15 protein-coding genes are annotated in these 17,917 nt (G+C 66.5%); 9 read left to right on the top strand and 6 right to left on the bottom strand.

Annotated features, from left to right (window positions below):
- Window positions 1-48 precede the first annotated feature (48 nt).
- The 6 genes from G5V65_RS07895 (at window position 49) to hflX (ending at window position 8,465) form a co-directional block, all read left to right on the top strand.
- A complete protein-coding gene (locus tag G5V65_RS07895) occupies window positions 49-2,331 on the top strand; it encodes a sensor histidine kinase NtrY-like (RefSeq protein ID WP_165048696.1) in 2,283 nt (760 codons plus the stop codon).
- A gap of 3 nt (window positions 2,332-2,334) precedes the next feature.
- On the top strand, window positions 2,335-3,759 hold the full coding sequence (ntrX, locus tag G5V65_RS07890) for a nitrogen assimilation response regulator NtrX (RefSeq protein WP_165048694.1): 1,425 nt from the start codon (window positions 2,335-2,337) through the stop codon (window positions 3,757-3,759).
- Between the two features lie 78 nt (window positions 3,760-3,837).
- Complete coding sequence (gene trkA / locus G5V65_RS07885; protein ID WP_165048692.1) at window positions 3,838-5,214, top strand: Trk system potassium transporter TrkA; 1,377 nt, start codon at window positions 3,838-3,840, stop codon at window positions 5,212-5,214.
- The gene (locus G5V65_RS07880; protein WP_241250493.1) at window positions 5,214-6,737 is read left to right on the top strand and encodes a potassium transporter TrkG; all 1,524 of its coding nucleotides are present in this window, start codon (window positions 5,214-5,216) and stop codon (window positions 6,735-6,737) included. Before trkA ends, G5V65_RS07880 begins: the two co-directional genes overlap by 1 nt.
- Window positions 6,738-6,891: 154 nt before the next feature.
- Entirely contained in the window at window positions 6,892-7,125 is a 234-nt protein-coding gene (gene hfq / locus G5V65_RS07875) for an RNA chaperone Hfq (protein WP_023664101.1), read from the top strand.
- 98 nt (window positions 7,126-7,223) lie between these two features.
- Window positions 7,224-8,465, top strand: coding sequence for a GTPase HflX (gene hflX / locus G5V65_RS07870; RefSeq protein ID WP_343162829.1), 1,242 nt, complete (start codon window positions 7,224-7,226; stop codon window positions 8,463-8,465).
- A 70-nt stretch (window positions 8,466-8,535) separates the two neighbouring features.
- Here the strand turns inward: hflX and G5V65_RS07865 are convergent, their stop codons facing one another.
- Window positions 8,536-8,913 (bottom strand): winged helix-turn-helix transcriptional regulator, encoded by a 378-nt coding sequence (locus tag G5V65_RS07865; protein ID WP_165048690.1) that lies wholly within the window; start codon window positions 8,911-8,913, stop codon window positions 8,536-8,538.
- A 108-nt stretch (window positions 8,914-9,021) separates the two neighbouring features.
- On the opposite strand from G5V65_RS07865, the gene G5V65_RS07860 reads away from it, so the two are divergent.
- Window positions 9,022-9,858 carry an NAD(P)H-binding protein gene (locus tag G5V65_RS07860; RefSeq protein WP_165048687.1) on the top strand — a complete coding sequence of 279 codons (837 nt, stop codon included), beginning with the start codon at window positions 9,022-9,024 and terminating at the stop codon, window positions 9,856-9,858.
- 18 nt (window positions 9,859-9,876) lie between these two features.
- On the opposite strand, the gene G5V65_RS07855 is transcribed toward G5V65_RS07860, so the two are convergent.
- The 3 genes from G5V65_RS07855 to G5V65_RS07845 all read right to left on the bottom strand — a co-directional run bounded on the left by G5V65_RS07855 (window position 9,877) and on the right by G5V65_RS07845 (window position 14,550).
- On the bottom strand, window positions 9,877-11,112 hold the full coding sequence (locus G5V65_RS07855; RefSeq protein ID WP_165048685.1) for a CoA transferase: 1,236 nt from the start codon (window positions 11,110-11,112) through the stop codon (window positions 9,877-9,879).
- A 3-nt stretch (window positions 11,113-11,115) separates the two neighbouring features.
- On the bottom strand, window positions 11,116-11,931 hold the full coding sequence (locus G5V65_RS07850) for an FAS1-like dehydratase domain-containing protein (RefSeq protein ID WP_165048683.1): 816 nt from the start codon (window positions 11,929-11,931) through the stop codon (window positions 11,116-11,118).
- Between the two features lie 150 nt (window positions 11,932-12,081).
- Window positions 12,082-14,550: a penicillin acylase family protein gene (locus G5V65_RS07845; RefSeq protein WP_165048681.1), complete on the bottom strand. Its 2,469-nt coding sequence runs from the start codon at window positions 14,548-14,550 to the stop codon at window positions 12,082-12,084.
- 63 nt (window positions 14,551-14,613) lie between these two features.
- On the opposite strand from G5V65_RS07845, the gene G5V65_RS07840 reads away from it, so the two are divergent.
- Complete coding sequence (locus G5V65_RS07840; protein ID WP_165048678.1) at window positions 14,614-15,495, top strand: NAD(P)-dependent oxidoreductase; 882 nt, start codon at window positions 14,614-14,616, stop codon at window positions 15,493-15,495.
- A 37-nt stretch (window positions 15,496-15,532) separates the two neighbouring features.
- Here the strand turns inward: G5V65_RS07840 and G5V65_RS07835 are convergent, their stop codons facing one another.
- The gene (locus G5V65_RS07835; RefSeq protein ID WP_165048676.1) at window positions 15,533-16,090 is read right to left on the bottom strand and encodes a lipid-binding SYLF domain-containing protein; all 558 of its coding nucleotides are present in this window, start codon (window positions 16,088-16,090) and stop codon (window positions 15,533-15,535) included.
- A gap of 117 nt (window positions 16,091-16,207) precedes the next feature.
- A complete protein-coding gene (hemB, locus tag G5V65_RS07830; protein ID WP_165048674.1) occupies window positions 16,208-17,221 on the bottom strand; it encodes a porphobilinogen synthase in 1,014 nt (337 codons plus the stop codon).
- A gap of 151 nt (window positions 17,222-17,372) precedes the next feature.
- Between hemB and G5V65_RS07825 the strand changes: the two genes are divergently transcribed.
- Window positions 17,373-17,897 carry a component of SufBCD complex gene (locus tag G5V65_RS07825; RefSeq protein ID WP_165048672.1) on the top strand — a complete coding sequence of 175 codons (525 nt, stop codon included), beginning with the start codon at window positions 17,373-17,375 and terminating at the stop codon, window positions 17,895-17,897.
- The last annotated feature ends 20 nt before the right edge of the window (window positions 17,898-17,917 follow it).

Raw genomic sequence — 17,917 nt, 5'->3', positions numbered from 1 at the left:
GGGCATGGGCCACAAGATATGGGCGACGGGGGGAATCGGCCCCTCGGGATGAAGGGGTCGGTCGGCGTGCATCGCAGCGTTGGCAGCAACACCTGGGCGCGGCTCAGCCGCCTGCGCCGGCAAAGACAGGTGCAGAATGCCATGACCTTCGGTCTGGTGTTTCTCGGCCCGCTTCTGGCCGTGGCCACCTTCCTTGCGCTCGGGCCGCTCAATCAGGGCGGCAACTCGCCCGCGCTCAGGCTGATCCTGCTGGCCGACCTTGTCTATATCCTTGTCGTGGCCACGCTTGTGCTGGCCCGCGTCGCCCGCATGGTGGCCGACCGGCGCAGCAAATCCGCGGGCTCGCGCCTGCATATGCGGCTGACCTTCGTCTTTGCCGTCGTGGCGCTGATCCCCACGATCCTTGTCGCCGTCTTTGCCGTGGTCACGGTGAATTTCGGCCTGGAAGGCTGGTTCTCGGATCGCGTGCGCTCTGTCGTCGGCTCGTCGCTTTCGGCGGCCGAGGCCTATGAGCAGGAACACCGCCAGGATCTGATCGCCGATGCCGAGGCGCTGGCGCGCGAATTGAACCTCTTCAAGCAGTCGATGTTCTTCCTCGAAGACAACCAGATGCGCCCGATCCTGACACAGGCGCAGGCCACCATCCAGCGCGGCCTGAAAGAGGCCTATCTGATCGACGGCGCGGGCGAATTGATGACGCGCGGCGAACGCAGCTATCTTTTCGACTACGAACAGCCCGGCCCCGAGGAAATCCAGCGCGCCCGCGCGGGCGAAACCGTCCTGATCCAGGACTGGGACAACAACGAATTCCGCGCCCTTGTCCATCTTGACGCCTTCGCCGACCGTTACCTCTATATCTCCCGCACGGTCGATGGCTCCATCCTGTCGCTCTTGGACGGCACGCGCGAAACCGTGGCGCTTTATCACCAGCTTGAATCCGAACGCGGGCGGCTTCTGTTCGAATTCGGGCTGCTCTACCTTGGTTTTGCGATGATCCTGATCCTCGCCGCCGTCTGGCTGGGCCTGTGGTTCGCCGAACGCCTGTCACGGCCCGTCGGGCGTCTGGCCGAGGCCGCCGAACGCGTGGGCGAGGGCGATCTTGACGTTCAGGTGCGCGAGGAAGAGGGCGATGACGAAATCGCCTCGCTCGGCCGCTCCTTCAACCGCATGACGCGCCAGTTGAAGGGCCAGCGCGACGCGCTGGTCGACAGCCATAGCCAGACCGAACGCCGCCGCCGCCTGTTCGATTCCGTCCTGTCCAATGTCACGGCAGGCGTGATCGGCCTTGGCTCGGATGGCCGGATCGACTTTGCCAATCGCGCCGCCGAACGGCTGCTGGATCTGGGGGCAGGGGTCTCGGCCGATCTTCCGCTTTCGGTGGTGGTGCCGGAATTCGGGCCCCTTTTCGAACGCCTGATCGAAAGCGGCCTGTCCGCCGCGCAGGAAGAGGTGCGCCTCACCCGCCGGGGCAAGCTGGAAAGCCTGCTTGTCCGCCTGTCCGAACGAAGGAACGAGGATGGCGGCCTCGAAGGCTATGTCGTGGCCTTCGATGATGTCACCGATCTTGTCAGCGCCCAGCGCATGGCCGCCTGGGGCGATGTCGCCCGCCGCATCGCGCATGAGATCAAGAATCCCCTCACGCCCATCGCGCTTTCGGCCGAACGCATCAAGCGCAAGTTCCGCCCCCAGGTTACCGAACCCGAAGACCTTGACCAATATACCGATGTCATCGTCCGCCAGACCAATGACCTGCGGCGCATCGTCGACGAATTCTCCAAATTCGCCCGCATGCCCGAACCCGACCGGCGCGAGAATGACCTGACCGCGCTCTTGCGCGATGCCGTCCTCCTGCAGGAAAGCGGCCAGCCCGGAGTGACCTTCCGCCGCGATCTGCCCGAAGCCGCCATGATGCTGGATCTGGATGCCACCATGATCAGCCAGGCGCTGACAAACCTGATCAAGAACGCAGGCGAAGCCATTGAATCCCTGCAGGAAAAAGGCCCACCCGCCGATCTGCGCCCGGAGATTCGCATTGCGCTTTGCGAAGAACAGGACAGCGCCGTGATCCGCATCGCCGATAACGGGATCGGCCTGCCACCCGACCGCGCGCGCCTGTTCGAACCCTATGTCACCACCCGCGAAAAGGGCACCGGCCTTGGCCTGCCCATCGTCAAGAAGATCATCGAGGAACATGGCGGCACGCTCGCCCTTCTCGATGCACCCGTTTTCGAAGGCAACAGCCACCGGGGCGCCATGGCGGAGATCCGTCTCCCGCGCAGCCCCCGCAGCCGCAGCCGCAAACCCGCGGCCCTCGCCGCACAAGGGGGATAAACCATGAGCAGCATTCTGATCGTAGATGACGAAAAGGATATCCGCGAACTCATCGCCGATATCCTCAAGGACGAAGGCTATCTCGTGCGCCTTGCCGGGAATTCGGATGATTGCATGGCCGAAATCAACAGCGAGCCGCCCGCGCTGATGATCCTTGATATCTGGCTGAAGGACAGCCGCATGGATGGCATCGACATCCTGAAAACCGTCAAGCGCGACAATCCCGATGTGCCGGTCGTCATCATCTCGGGCCATGGCAATATCGAAATCGCCGTCGCCGCGATCAAGCAGGGCGCCTATGACTTCATCGAGAAACCCTTCAACATCGACCAGCTGATGGTCGTGGTCAGCCGCGCGATGGAAACCTCGCGCCTGCGGCGCGAGAATTCGGAACTGCGGCGCAAGGATGTCACCTCCACCGACATGCTGGGATCAAGCCCCGCCTTCAAGGCGCTGAAATCGCAGCTTGAAAAGGTCACCAAATCGAATGGCCGGGTGATGCTGACGGGGCCTGCCGGATCGGGCAAGGAAATGGCCGCCCGCTTCATCCATTCCAATTCCAACCGGGCGGGCGCGCCCTTCGTTTCCGTCTCTTCGGCCACGATCGAACCCGAACGCATGGAAGAGGTGCTGTTCGGCCGCGAAACCGCCGAACGCGGGGTGGAAAAGGGGCTTCTGGAACAGGCCCATGGCGGTGTCGTCTATTTCGACGAAGTGGCTGACATGCCCATCGGCACCCAGTCAAAGATCCTGCGCGTTCTGGTGGAACAGCAATTCACAAGGGCAGGGGGCACCGACAAGGTCCGCGTCGATCTGCGCGTCATCTCCTCCACCACCCGCGACCTGCGCGCCGAAATCGGCGCGGGCCGCTTCCGGCAGGAACTCTATGATCGGCTCAACGTCGTGCCGATCCCCGTGCCCAGCCTCGAGGACCGGCGCGAGGACATCCCCGAACTGACGCGCCATTTCATCGACATGTTCCACCGCACCCAGGGCCTGCCGCAGCGCCCCCTCTCCTCCGAGGCCGAGGCGATGCTGCAAACCATGCCCTGGCCCGGCAATGTGCGCCAGTTGCGCAACGTCATCGAACGGGTGCTGATCCTGGGCGATGGATCGGGCCCCATCGACGCCCGCGAACTGCCGGGGCAAGAGGCGCCCGAAGGCGAAAGCGGCCGTCTGGTGCTGGGCGGGGCCATGGCGACCCTTCCCCTGCGCGAGGCGCGCGAGGTCTTCGAACGCGAATACCTGCTGACCCAGATCAACCGCTTCGGCGGCAATATCAGCCGCACGGCCAGTTTCGTCGGCATGGAACGCTCGGCGCTGCACCGCAAGCTGAAATCGCTGGGCGTCGTCACCACGTCGAAAGGCGGCGGCCGCCTCGCCCGTCTGGATGAGGACATGGACGAGGACGAGGGCGAAGAGGTCTGACCGCGCGCGCCGCCAGCCCGCCATTGACCGCCGCGCGCCCATCTGCCACTCAGGGGGCGCGATGAACCGGAGGCAGCCATGAAGGTGATCATCTGCGGCGCGGGGCAGGTGGGCTGGCAGATCGCCCGCCAGCTTTCGGGCGAGAAGAACGACGTCACCCTTGTCGATTACAACGCCGATCTGGTGCGCCGCGCGACGGATACGCTGGATGTGCAGGGCGTCGTGGGCTTCGCCTCCTACCCGGATGTGCTGGAAAAGGCGGGCGCGCGCGATGCCGACATGATCATCGCCGCCACCCATTCCGACGAGGTGAACATGGTGACCTGCGAGGTGGCCCATGCGATCTTTTCCGTCCCGCGCAAGATCGCCCGCCTGCGCGCGCAATCCTATCTCGATGCCATCTATTCCGATCTCTACCGCCGCGATCACCTGCCCATCGACGTGGTGATCAGCCCCGAACGCGAAGTGGCCGAGGCCGCGCTGCAACGCCTTGCCGCGCCCGCCACCTTCGATACCGAAAGCTTCATGCTGGGCCGCGCGCAACTGCTGGGCATCCAGCTGGATGAGGATTGCCCCGTCCTGAACACGCCGCTTCGGCAGTTGAACGATCTCTTCTCCACCCTGCGCGCCATCGTCGTGGGCGTGCGCCGCGAAGGCCGGCTCTTCGCCCCCGAACCCGGCGACCAGTTGTTCGCCGAGGATCAGATCTATGTCTTCACCCATTCCGAAGACGTGAACCGCACGCTGGAAATCTTCGGCAAGCAGACCCGCAAACAGGAACGCATCGTCATCATCGGCGGCGGCAATGTGGGGCTTGGCGTCGCCCGCGCGCTGGAATCCCGCACCGATCGCGTCCGCGCCAAGATCATCGAAAAGAACCGCGCCCGCGCCGAACGCGCCGCCGACAGTCTGGAACGCACCATCGTCCTGAACGGCGACGGGATGGACATGGACATCCTGCTCGAGGCCTCCATCGACCGCGCCGATGCCGTGCTGGCCGTGACCGATGACGACAAGACGAACCTTCTGGTCGCGGTCCGCGCCAAGCAGGCGGGTTGCCCCATGTCCATCGCGCTGGTCAATGACCCGACGCTTGCCCCCCTGATGGGCCCCCTGGACATCGACGCCTATATCAACCCGCGCGCCACCACCGTCTCCTCGATCCTGCGCCACATCCGCCACGGCAAGGTGCGCGCCATCTATTCGCTGGGCGATGCCGAGGCCGAGATGATCGAGGCGCAGGTCCTGTCCACCTCGCCCCTGGCGGGCCGCCTGATCCGTGACATCGAATTCCCCGAAGGCGTGCTGGTGGGCGCGCTGATGAAGGGGGAAAAGGTCGTCAAACCCACCGGCGACACGCGCATCGAGGCCGGCGATGTCATCGCGCTGTTCGTCATGGCCACGGACGTGCGCGAGGTGGAACGCCTCCTGCAGGTCTCGATCGACTTCTTCTGATGCTGCGGCGCCTGTCCGAGCTTCCGCTTCTGGTCCTTCTGATGGGGATCACCTCGCTTTCGATGTGGCTGCCCGCGGCCCATGCGGCGATCCTGCGCGATCACGATACCGGACGGGCCTTCTTCTATTCCGGTGTGATCCTGCTGATCCTTACCGCCATGATCGGCATCGCCACCGTCAATCACCGCGCCCGCAACCCGGCGCGGGCCAATCTCGTGGCGCTGGTCGGGGCCTATATCGTGCTGCCGCTCCTGATGGCGCTGCCCGTCATCCAGGCGCTGCCCGATACCAGCTGGAGCAATGCCTGGCTGGAAATGGTTTCCTCCTTCACCACCACGGGGGCCAGTCTCTATGAACCCGGACGCCTGCCACCCTCCATCCATCTCTGGCGCGCGCAGGTGGGCTGGATGGGCGGGCTCTTCATCCTGGTGGCGGCCGTTGCCATCCTTGCGCCCATGACGCTGGGCGGGATCGAGGTGATGTCCGGCCGGGTGCCGGGGCGCGGGGCCGAAGGGCTCAGCCAGATCACCGCCACCGCCGATCCGGCCCGCCGCGTGGCCCGCCAGGCCGCGGTCGTCCTGCCCATCTATGCCGGGCTGACGGTCCTGCTCTGGATCGCGCTGCTGATGGCCGGTCAGCCGAACTTTCCCGCCCTGATCCATGCCATGTCCAGCGTCTCCACCTCGGGCATCTCCGCCTCGGGCGGCCTGCCGGTCGAGGGGCCAACCTTCCTTGCCGAACTGGCCATCTTCCTTGCCCTCTTCGGCGGCATCACGCGCCGCTTCTGGCCGGGTTCCTTCGCCTATGAACCGGGCAGCCGCCTGTCGGGCGATCCCGAATTGCGCATGGCCCTGACGCTGCTTGCCATCATTCCCGCCATCCTCTTCCTGCGCCACTGGATCGCCGCCACCGATGGCACCACGCCGGGTGAAGGCGACGGGCTTGCCGGGCTGCGCGCGCTCTGGGGGGCGGTGTTCACCACGCTGTCCTTCCTCACCACCACGGGCTTCACCTCCGCCGATTGGTCCGCCGCCCGCGACTGGTCGGGGCTGGAAACGCCGGGCCTCGTGCTGGCCGGGCTTGCCATCTTCGGCGGCGGCATCGCCACCACGGCGGGCGGGGTGAAACTCCTGCGCGTCTACGCGCTCTTCCGCCATGGCGAACGTGAGTTGGAACGCCTTATCCACCCCAATTCCGTGGGCGGGGCAGGGACCAGCGCCCGCCGCCTGCGGCGCGAGGGGGCCTATCTCGCCTGGATCTTCTTCATGCTCTTTGCGCTGTCCATCGCCGTTCTCGTCGCGGCCCTGGCCCTTGCCGGGATCGACTTCGAACCCGCCCTCATCCTGACACTGGGCGCGCTGACGACGACCGGCCCCCTGACCAGCATCGCCGCGGTCGATCCCATCCCGCTGGCCCTGCTGCCCGCCGCCGCCAAGGCCATTCTCGGCGCGGCGATGATCATCGGGCGGCTGGAACTGCTGGCCATTCTGGTGCTGCTGGCCCCCGACAACTGGCGCCGCTGACAGCCGCTGCATGACACTCCTCTAAAACTCTGTTTTTGGACTGGAAACTGTCCGCAAGGCGTTACATACTTTGTTCGTCGGACGGCATACTCGGGCTGAGGGAACGGGTGTCCGGCAATCGCGCGACAAGACCAATAACAAAGGCAAAGACAAAATGGCCGGCGACAAACAGAATTTGCAGGACGCTTTTCTCAATCACGTCCGGAAGGCGAAGGTTCCGGTAACGATTTTCCTGATCAACGGGGTAAAGCTGCAGGGCGTGATCACCTGGTTTGACAATTTCTGCGTGCTTCTGCGCCGCGATGGCCAGTCGCAGCTTGTCTACAAGCATGCGATCTCCACCATCATGCCGGGCGCACCGATCAACCTCTACGAAGGCGAAGACTGATTTCAGACCTGCCGGAAGACGAGGAGGACGATCTCCCGCTCCTCAAGGGGCGGGACGGTCGTGATCGTTCCACCCATGCCCGCGCCACGCGCGCCTTCGTGCTGCATCCCGACATCCGCGCCGACAAAAGCCGCCGCCTGCCCGAACATGGCCTGGCCGAGGCGATCAGCCTGGCCCATGCGCTGCCCGAACTGGATGTGATCGGGGGCGAGGTCGTCCGCCTTCCCCGCGTCCATCCCGGCATGCTTTTCGGCTCGGGCAAGGTGGCCGATCTCAAGGCCCGCTTTGCCGCCGATGACATCGCCCTTGTCCTTGTCGATGGCCCTGTGACGCCCGTCCAGCAGCGCAATCTGGAAAAGGAATGGGGGGTCAAGCTCCTCGACCGCACAGGTCTCATCCTTGAAATCTTCGCCGACCGCGCGCGCACCCGCGAAGGCGTGCTGCAGGTGGAACTCGCCGCGCTCAGCTACCAACGCACCCGCCTTGTCCGCGCCTGGACCCACCTCGAACGCCAGCGCGGCGGCTTCGGCTTTGTCGGCGGCCCCGGCGAGACGCAGATCGAGGCCGACCGCCGCGCCATCGACGATCAGGTGATCCGGCTGAAACGCCAGCTCGACAAGGTGGTCAAGACCCGCGAACTCCACCGCGCCGCGCGGCGCAAGGTGCCGTTCCCCATCGTGGCACTGGTGGGCTATACCAATGCGGGCAAAAGCACGCTCTTCAACCGCGCCACGGGGGCGGATGTGCTGGCCAAGGACATGCTCTTCGCCACGCTCGACCCCACGATGCGCGGCATCACCCTGCCATCGGGGCGCAAGATCATCCTGTCCGATACGGTGGGTTTCATTTCCGACCTGCCCACCCAGCTCGTCGCCGCCTTCCGCGCCACGCTGGAAGAGGTGCTGGAGGCCGACCTCATCCTCCATGTCCGCGACATCGCGCATCCCGAAACGGGCGAACAGGCCGCCGACGTGGCCGATATCCTGCAATCCCTCGGCGTCGGCCCCGCCACCCCGATGTATGAGGTCTGGAACAAGCTCGATCTCACAGCCCCCGCCGAACGCGAGGCGCTGTTGGCACAGGCCGAAACCCGCGACCGCGTCTTTCCTGTCTCGGCCCTCACGGGCGAAGGCGTGCCGCGCCTGCTCGATGCCATTTCCGCGGCATTTGACGAGGAAAAGACCGAACGCAGCCTCGCCGTCCCCTTCACCGATGGCCGCCGCCGCGCCTGGCTTCATGCCGAAGGGGTGGTCCTGTCGGAAACCCCCACCGATACGGGTTTCGCCGTCACCGTCCGCTGGACCGCCCGTCAGGAAAAGCGCTACCGCGATCTGGGCTGAGCCTCTGCCCCTTCATCTGTTCTCAAATATCCTGCGGGGGTCCGGGGGTGCAAAACCCCCGGTCCGCCGCTCAACACGCCGCGCCGCGGCCCGCCATGATCTCCGGCATCCGCCCCTCGACCCAGCGCGCAAGCCCCCGCACCAGCGCCGCCGCCTCCTCGCCGATCTCGGTCAGCGAATAATCCACATGCGGCGGCACCACGTCATGCGCCACGCGCCGCACCATGCCATGCGCCTCCAGCCCCTGCAGGGTCTGGGCCAGCATCCGCTCGCTCACATCCCCCAATTCCCGCCGCAATTGCGAAAAGCGCAGCGTCCGCCCGGTCAGCGCCACAAGGATCAGCGCGCCCCAGCGGCTGGTCAGCAACCCCAGCACCTGCCGCGACGGGCAAAGCGGATGCAGCACATTCGGCGCGGCCCCCGGGGGCGGGGCAGGGTAATCCTTCATCGCACAGACCCTTGTGAGGAAAAGCGGTATACTTACAAAAATGTAGGTTCTTCCTTTTCGTAAGTAAAGCCGTCATCTGAAGGCAACCCGCAACGAAAGGAGCCTTCCATGACCATCGCCATCTCCGCAGCCACCGGCCAGCTTGGCCGTCTTGCCCTTGCCGCGCTGCAGGCGCGGGGCCACGCCCCCATCGCACTTGTCCGCGATCCGGCCAAGGCAGCAGGCCTGAAGGCCGAAACCCGCGCCTTCGATTACAGGGCGGCAGACGGCCTTGCCCCCGCCCTTGCCGGGGTGACGACGCTTGTCCTGATCTCCTCCAACGATGTGGACGACCGCGTGGGCCAGCACCGCAACGCCATCGCGGCGGCCCGGGCGGCGGGGGTGGGGCGCATCCTCTATACCTCGATCCTGCGCGCCGATACCTCGCCCCTGCTGCTGGCCGCCGATCACAAGGCCACGGAAGAGATCATCCGCGCCTCCGGCCTTGCCTTCACCCTGCTGCGCAACGGCTGGTACACCGAAAACCACACGGGCAGCCTTGGCGGGGCCATTGCGGCAGGCGCGCTGATCGGGTCGGCGGGGGAGGGGCGGTTTTCAACCGCCGCCCGCGCGGATTATGCCGAAGCCATCGCCGTGGCCGCAGGCCCGGGGCATGAGGGCGCGGTCCATGAACTGGCGGGCGACACGGCGCACAGCTATGCCGACCTCGCCGCCGAGGTGTCGCGCGTGACGGGCAGGGCGATCCCCTATAACGACCTGCCGCCTGCGGTCTATGCGGGCATCCTGCAGGGCTTCGGCCTGCCCGAAGGCTTTGCCCATGTCCTTGCCGATGCCGATGTGCAGGCAGGGCGTGGCGGGCTTTACGATGACAGCCGCACCCTGTCGCGCCTCATCGGCAGGCCCACGACCCCGTGGCAGGAGACCGTCGCCAAGGCGCTGGCCTGAGGCCACTGGGGCAGGGGGTCAGGCCGCCCGCTTGGGCACCACCCCCTGCGCCACCACGCCCTGATCCATCAGCTTCCCGATCTGCCCCGACCCAAGGCCCAGCACATCGCCAAGGATTTCCTCGGTATGTTCACCCAGCACCGGGGCCGGGGCAGGCCCCATCCGCGCCAGATCGGAAAAACTCACGGGCGATCCCGGCACGGGCAGGCTGCCCACCCCCGGCTGATGGATCACCCGCATCATCGGGTTGTCCTCCGACAGGTCGGGGTCCTGATGCACCGCCTCGGCAAAGCTGCGGAAGACCGACCATGTCAGCCCCGCCCCGTCGAACAGTGGCGCCACCTCCTCCAGCCGCCGCGCCGCGAACCATGGCGCGAAAAGCGCCGTGATCTCCTTCCCCGCGGCCCAGCGATCCCCCTCGCGCGACAGGTCCAGCGCCATGCGCTGCCCCAGATTGGCCACCTCCTGCGCAAGGCCCAGCACCTTGACCAGCCCCCGCCATTGCCGATCCGTCAGCCCGATCACCATCACCCGCCGCCCGCAGGCCAGCAGGAAATCCTGCCCATAGGCACCATACAGCGAATTGCCCGCCTTGGGGCGATCCACGCCATTGGCCACGACCTCGCCCAGGATCCCCAGATTGGCCAGCATTGCCGCCGCCACATCCTTCAGCGCCAGTTCCGCCACCTGCCCGCGCCCCGTGCGCAAGCGGTGCCGTTCGGCCGCCAGCAGGGCATTCACCACCATCCCCCCCGCGATGCAATCCCAGGCGGGCAGGACATGGGCGACCGGGTCCGACGACCCCTCCGCCCCCGTCGCCATGGGAAAGCCAAGCGACGGGTTCACCGTGTAATCCACCGCAGGTTCCCCCCGCCGCGTGCCCAGAAGGCTGACCATGATCAGGTCGTCCCGCCGCGCCTTCAGCGCGGGATAATCCATCCAGCCCCGCACCCGCAGATTGGTCAGGAACATCCCCGCATCCGGCCCCGGCGCGCAGATCAGATCGGTCACGATCTCCTGCCCCTCGGGGCGGGCCATATCCACCGCCAGCGACCGCTTGCCCTTGTTCAGCCCCGCCCAGAACAGGCTGGTGCCATCCCGCGTCACCGGCCAGCGATGGGCATCAAGCCCCCCCTGCGGGCGATCAAAGCGGATCACATCCGCCCCCATCTGCGCAAGCGTCATCCCCGCCAGCGGCACCGCCACAAAGGCCGATCCCTCCACCACCCGCATCCCCGCCAGAACACCCGCCATCGCCTAATCCTCCCACTCGGCCTGCATGCAGACCAGCCCATCCCCGTTCACCGTCGCCAGTTTCGCGCCCACGCCCTGCAGGGACAGGGTGTCGAAATGGAAAAGCGGCCTTACCCCGCGAAAGCGGTATCCGCCCGGCATCGCGCCGCCCCGACGCGCGCGCGCGGCCTCCATCAGCAGCATCGCCTGCATCGGCCCATGCACCACAAGACCCGGATATTTCTCCACCCCCGTCGCATAGGGCAGGTCGAAATGGATGCGATGGGCATTGAATGTGAGGGCCGAGAAACGGAACAGCCGCACCTCATCCATCGCCAGATCCTGCCGCCAGTCCGGCGCGGGGGCCTCGACCGGCGGGGGCGGGGAATAACGGTCGGGCATGGCGATGAAGACGATGTCCTGCTCTTCCTCGATGGCGAGGCCCGCCGCGCCATGCACGTCATGGCGCACCGTGACAAAGACCATCCGCCCCGTCGTCCCGGTCTTTTCCGCCACCTTCACAATCTCGGATCGCCGGAACAACCCCTCGCCGATCCTGAGCGGCGCCAGAAAGCGCAGCCGCCCCCCCGCCCACATCCGCCGCTCCAGCGGCACCGGCGGCAGAAAGCCGCCCCGCGCCGGATGCCCGTCGGGGCCAAGCTCGGCCATCCGCGTCTCGGGCGTCCAGCCCATCCAGTGCCAGAGCGGCGGCAGCACCGCCCCCGGCGCGAAATCCCCGCCGACATCCAGCGTGGCCGCCATCTGCCGCGCCTGCCGATCGCTGATCCGATCCTCGGCCTCTTCGACCCGGCCCATCCAGGCGCCGAAAATGTCGGACATCTTTTTTCCCTGATCCCTGCCATCGCGCAATTTTATTGCTCAATGATGTTGCGACCCGGGCAAAGGTCAAGCGACGCACCGTCGCAGGCCGCGTCATTTCCGACGGCGCGCGCCTTCGGGTTCAGGGCAGGGCGAAAGGGGGAGGGAAGGTCAGTTCCCCGCCGGGGTCAGCTCCGTCACGCCCACCGCCGCCGCCCGCGCCAGTTCCGGGTCCAGCGACATGGGCACATATTCGCCCCGCCGCCACAGCTCGCCCAGATCATCGTAGAACCGGCTGAGAGGATGGCCCGATTGCCCGGTCGAGGTGATGAAGACCGACGAATCCGGATCGGCGAAATCATAGACCCCGCGATAGCCCGCGCCATGCACGTTCAGGAAGGGGTTCGGCCCGTCGCCCCGCGTCTTGCCCCGCATCAGCGTATGGTCATCGCCGCTGGTCGATTGCCGGATATTCACGAAATAGCGCAGCACCGGCAGCGATCCCAGCACCGGATGATCATGCGTCGCCTGATGCGCATCGCCCCAGCGCCAGCTTTCGGGATTGGGTCCATAGGTTTCCGACAGCGTCAGCAGCGCCTCGTCCAGCGCGATCCGCGCCAGATCGGAGCAGCTTTCCACCACCGCCGATTGCACCACGTCGCACCAGATGCTGGCCCCCTCCACATTGCGATAGACCCGCTCGATCAGCAGCGGCTCCACATGGGTAAAGGTATCGGCCAGCGGCCCCAGATCATCGCGGATCAGCCGGTCCTGCAGGGCGCGGATCCAGGCCTGATAGATCAGCGGCTCTGGCAGATGCTCGCTCATCTCGCCATTCCAGGCGGCCAGGATCTCCAGCGCGCGCTGGCGCAGCCGTTCGGGCGTGCCTTCCGGCGCGGCCTCGCCCGTGAACCACAGATCCGCCCCGATCAGCGGCAACAGCGACCGCGCGGTAAAGCTGACGGTATCAAGCTGCGCCTCGATGAAGCTTTCGCGCGTATGCACCTCGCGCGCCTTCATCAGCGTCAGCCAGCGCTGGATGCGCTGCGTATCGCCCCAGTCATAAGAGACATGCAGCGGGAAGGGCCGGTCCACCGTCTTGTTGTTGGTATTGCCCAGAAGCCCCGAACGCGGGTTCATCTCGCGCGGATTGTCCTCATAGGGCAGGATCCCCTGCCAGCGGTTCTCGGCGATCCAGCCCGGCACCGGCATCCGGCCCTTGCTCTGATGGCCCGGATCGCGCGCGGGCATCGCCCCCATCAACTGCATCGCCACGCCCCGCGTATCGGCCAGCGTCACGTTCTGCGCCGGGGCCACGACCAGCCTGCCGATCTCCATCGCCTCGGCCACGGAACCCGCGCCCATCATCCCGATCACCGCCGACATCGAGGTGTCGGCCCCCGTCAGCGCCGTCCAGGACAGGGCCGCCACATGCCCCGGCGGGGTGATGGAGCCGATATCGTAATGCGTGCCCGGCAGCACCGGGCCATTCTCCGTCCAGCGCAGGGTGATCGTCACGGGCGCCGCATCCTTCACCGTGATGATCGACTTGCGGGTGACGAAATCCTTCCAGCCGTCGGGGGTGCGATACTGTTCGGTATTCTCGGGGTTCACCTCTTCGATGAACAGGTCCTGATCATCCAGATAGCTGGAGGTCAGCCCCCAGCCCAGGGCCTCTGACCGGCCCACCAGCACCGCCGGGATCCCCGGCACCGTGCCCCCGATCACCCCGCCCGAGGCCAGTTCCAGCCGCGCCAGATACCACACCGTCGGCGCGGTGAAGCCCAGATGCGGATCATTGGCCAGGATCGACCCGCCCGCCGCCGAACGCGCGGGCGCCGCCGCCCAGGCATTCGATGCCCCGGCCATCTCGCGCGTCGGAAAGGGCGACAGCCCCCCACCCGATGCCATCTTCAGGGGCGCAAGCCCCGGCGAAACGCCGGGCACCAGGCTGGCATAATCGGGCAGGGCGGTGATGCCGCTGCCCGGCGCATCGGGCAGGATGTCGCGCAGCCGCGCCTCGGGCAGCACCAGCGACAGCCGCGCGCGCAGCACCTCATTCTCCAGCTGCCCCGAAAGCTGCAGCGCCAAAAGCTTCAGGATCGCGATGGAATCCGCCGGTTGCCAGGCCGCGATCTCGTTCGAGAAAAAGAAGAATTCCGGCGCGCCGCGCCCCCGCGCCCCCTCGTTGATCTGCGAGATCCAGGCATTCACCCCCCGCGCATAGGCCTCCAGCGCCGCGGTCGTGGCTGCGTCCTGCACGGCGACCGAGTCGAGCGCGAGCCCGTAAAGATCATAGCGCCGCATCAGTTCGTCGATCTTCAGCGTCCTGCTGCCGAACATCTCGGACAGCCGCCCCTGCGCCGTGCGGCGCAGCATCGTCATCTGCCAGAGCCTGTCCTGCGCATGGGCAATGCCCAGGGCGAAGAAGACATCGGCATCCGTCCGGCCAAAGACATGCGGAACATTGTCATTGTTGCGCACGATCTCCACCGGGGCCGAGATGCCCGCGATCTGGAAGGACTCGGAATAATCCGGCAGCGACCGCGACAGGAAATAGTAGAGGATCACCCCCGCCAGCAGGCAGAGCGCGATCATCCCCGTGAACAGGCGCAGCATCCAGCGAAAGACAAGGAACATCGGGGGCCCGTTCTTGACGTCGGTTGACGGATGGTCTCCTAGTCCATAGCGGATCGAAGGGCAATGCAACGGGCGGTGAAGATGGCGAAAGTGGCTTTTCTCGGCTTGGGCGTGATGGGCGGGCCGATGGCGCGCCATCTGGCGTCCAAGGGGCATCAGGTGACGGTCTACAACCGCACCCCCGCCAAAGCCGCGGCCTGGGTCGCCGCCCATGGCGGCAGCCAGGCCGCGACACCCGCCGCCGCGGCCGCGGGGGCCGATGTCGTGCTGGCCTGCGTCGGCAATGACGACGACCTGCGTCAGGTCTGCATCGGCGAAAGCGGGGCCTTTGCCGCCATGGCGCCCGGCACGCTCTTCATCGATCACACCACGGTTTCGGCGCAGGTGACGCGGGAGCTTGCGGCCCAGGCCGCAGCGCGCGGGATCGGCTTTGTCGATGCGCCCGTCTCGGGCGGGCAGGCCGGGGCCGAAAATGGCGTCCTTTCCATCATGTGCGGCGGGGCCGAGGCGGATTATGCCCGGGCCGAACCCGTCATGGCGGCCTATGCCCGCATCTGCCGCCGCCTTGGCGACAGCGGGGCCGGGCAACTGGCCAAGATGATGAACCAGATCTGCATCGCGGGCCTGATGCAGGGCCTGTCCGAGGCGCTGGCCTTTGGCCAGAAGGCCGGGCTGGACGGCGAGGCGGTGGTCGAGGTGATCAGCCAGGGCGCCGCCGGATCCTGGCAGATGGTCAACCGCCACAAGACCATGCTGGCCGATAGCTTCGATTTCGGCTTCGCGGTGGACTGGATGCGCAAGGATCTGGGCATCTGCCTGAAGACGGCGGACGAGATCGGCGCCAGCCTGCCCGTCACCGCGCTGGTGGACCAGTTCTACAAGGATGTGCAGCTGATGGGCGGCGGGCGGAACGACACGTCAAGCCTGATCCGCCGCCTGCGCTGAAGGGGCAGGGGGGCAACAGCCCCCCCGCACCCCCCCGTCACGGAATGATCCGCGTGTATTTCACCCCGGCCAGCGTCGCCCCTGCGATCAGCCCCTGCTGACCGAAGACCAGCGCGATCACCGGGTCGATCTCGGTGGTTTCCTTGCCGATGCTGGCCCCCTGTTCAGGCGTGGCATATTTCAGATCCGCACTCGCCGCCCAGCCCGTCGAGGCGCGGAAATCCCCCAGCGCCGCCTCGGTCATGAAGAACAGCGCATGGGCATATTGCTGCGCGCCGATCTGCAGCCCGTAGCTTGCCTTGGTCGAGGAATAGTAATCCACCGTCACATCCCGGATCCGCAGCGCGCCGCGCCCATAGGCGCCGCCAAGGAAGAAGCCGGCCTCGGTGATCAGCGGCATGTAAAGCACGCCGTAAGCCCGGCTCGCCAGATCCTGCGTCCCGGGATAGCGCGAGAAGAGGAAGTTCCGCGTCGCATCCACCCGCGCGTCGATCTGCTGCGCGCCATTGCCGCCCACGCCATTGCCGCAGGCCGCCGTCAGCATCAGCGATGCCCCGGCCCCGCCCAAAAGCGCCCGTCTCGAAATCCGTTCCATGAAATCCGCCCTCTCTTGCCTGTGGCGGGATTCTTCCGATCCCGCTCCTGTCTCAAGGATAGTGCCTTTCCGGCCGCCTGTCATGCCCCGCCGCGGCCAAAGGCAAAGCGCCGCCGATCAGCCCCAGCTCCAGCCCGCGCGCAGCTTGCGCGCCACCGCCGGGGCGAAATAGGTGAGGATCCCGTCGCAGCCCGCCCGCTTGAACCCCATCAGGCTTTCCATCATCGCCTTCTCGCCGTCGATCCAGCCGCGTTCCGCCGCACCCGCGATCATCGCATATTCGCCCGACACCTGATAGGCATAGGTCGGGGCGCCAAAGGCCTCTTTCACCCGGCGGCAGATGTCGAGATAGGGCATCCCGGGCTTGACCATCACCATATCTGCCCCCTCGCGCAGGTCGCGCTCCACCAGGCGCAGCGCCTCGTCGCTATTGGCGGGGTTCATCTGATAGGTCTTCTTGTCACCCTTCAGCGCGCCCGATGCCCCCACCGCATCGCGGAACGGCCCGTAAAAGGCCGAGGCATATTTCGCCGCATAGGACAGGATTGCCACGTCCTTGTGGCCCGCCCCCTCAAGTGCCGCGCGCATCGCGCCGATCCGCCCATCCATCATGTCCGACGGGCCAAGGATATCGGCCCCGCATTCCGCCTGCACCAGCGCCATCCGCACCAGGCATTCGATCGTCTCGTCGTTCAGGATCACCCCATCGCGCACCAGCCCGTCATGGCCATTGGCGTTGTAAGGGTCCAGCGCCACATCCGTCATCACCGCAATCTCCGGCACCGCCGCCTTGATCGCCCGGATCGCACGGTTGGCCAGATTGTCGGGATTCCACGCCTCTTCGCAGGCATCGGTCTTCAGCGCCGGGTCGGTATAGGGAAAGAGGCAGATCGCCGGAATGCCCAAGCCCGCCGCCTCTTCCGCCGCCTTCACCACCAGATCGACCGACAGCCGCTCCACCCCCGGCATCGAGGCGATGGGTTCCCGCACCCCCGCGCCATCGCGCACGAAGACCGGCCAGATCAGATCGCCCACCGAAAGCAGCGTCTCCTGCGCCAGCGCGCGCAGCGCGGGCGTCCGGCGCAGGCGGCGAAAGCGGGTGGCGGGGGTCGGCGCGGAAATCGGTCGCATGCGGCAGGCTCCGGGGCAGGGATCATCCAACGGGGCTTGCGCCCACGCCCCTTGCCTGCCAGAGAAAGAGCCGCGCCTCAAGCCCGCTTGGCCCCGATCCCCCGCCAGGCAGGGCCGCGCGCAGCAGGACAGGCAGACAGGGAAGCGCGGGTTGGACTGGTACAAGACGATTTTCGAAGTGATCGACCTGCGATCCTTCTCGAACCTCTGGTTCTGGCTTGCCCTCGCCGTGATGTGGTCCACCGTCAGCCACTATGTCATCGGCGTGCCGCATGACATGATCCGCCGCGCCGAACGCGACCCGGGCGATCCGCTCCGCGATGTCGAGGCGCTGGCCCATATCTATACCCGCCGCCTGCTTTTCGTGATGCGCAGCGGCGGGATCTTCCTCATCGCCTTCCTCTCCTTCCTCGTGACGGGCCTGCTGGTGCTGGCGATCCACTACCGGATCGAATTCGCCCAGGCCGTGCTCTGCCTGCTCTTGCCCATGCTTGGCGTCGGCATGCTCACGCTCAATACCTGCCTCGCCATCGAACAGGGCGATCTGCATGGCCCCGATCTGCTGCGCCGCCTGCGCCGCCACCGCGTCACCGTGCAGACCGTCGGCATGTTCGCGCTTTTCTTCACCGGCATGTTCGGGATGTATCAGAACCTGACGCTGGGCGTCTTCGGCTGATCCTTTCCCGGTTGACGCCG

Origin of the sequence: Paragemmobacter kunshanensis (assembly GCF_011059185.1) — a bacterium.
Classification (GTDB): Bacteria; Pseudomonadota; Alphaproteobacteria; order Rhodobacterales; family Rhodobacteraceae; genus Paragemmobacter; species Paragemmobacter kunshanensis.
The sequence above is the reverse complement of the archived record's forward strand: the minus strand, read 5'-3'. Positions and strand labels throughout refer to the sequence as shown.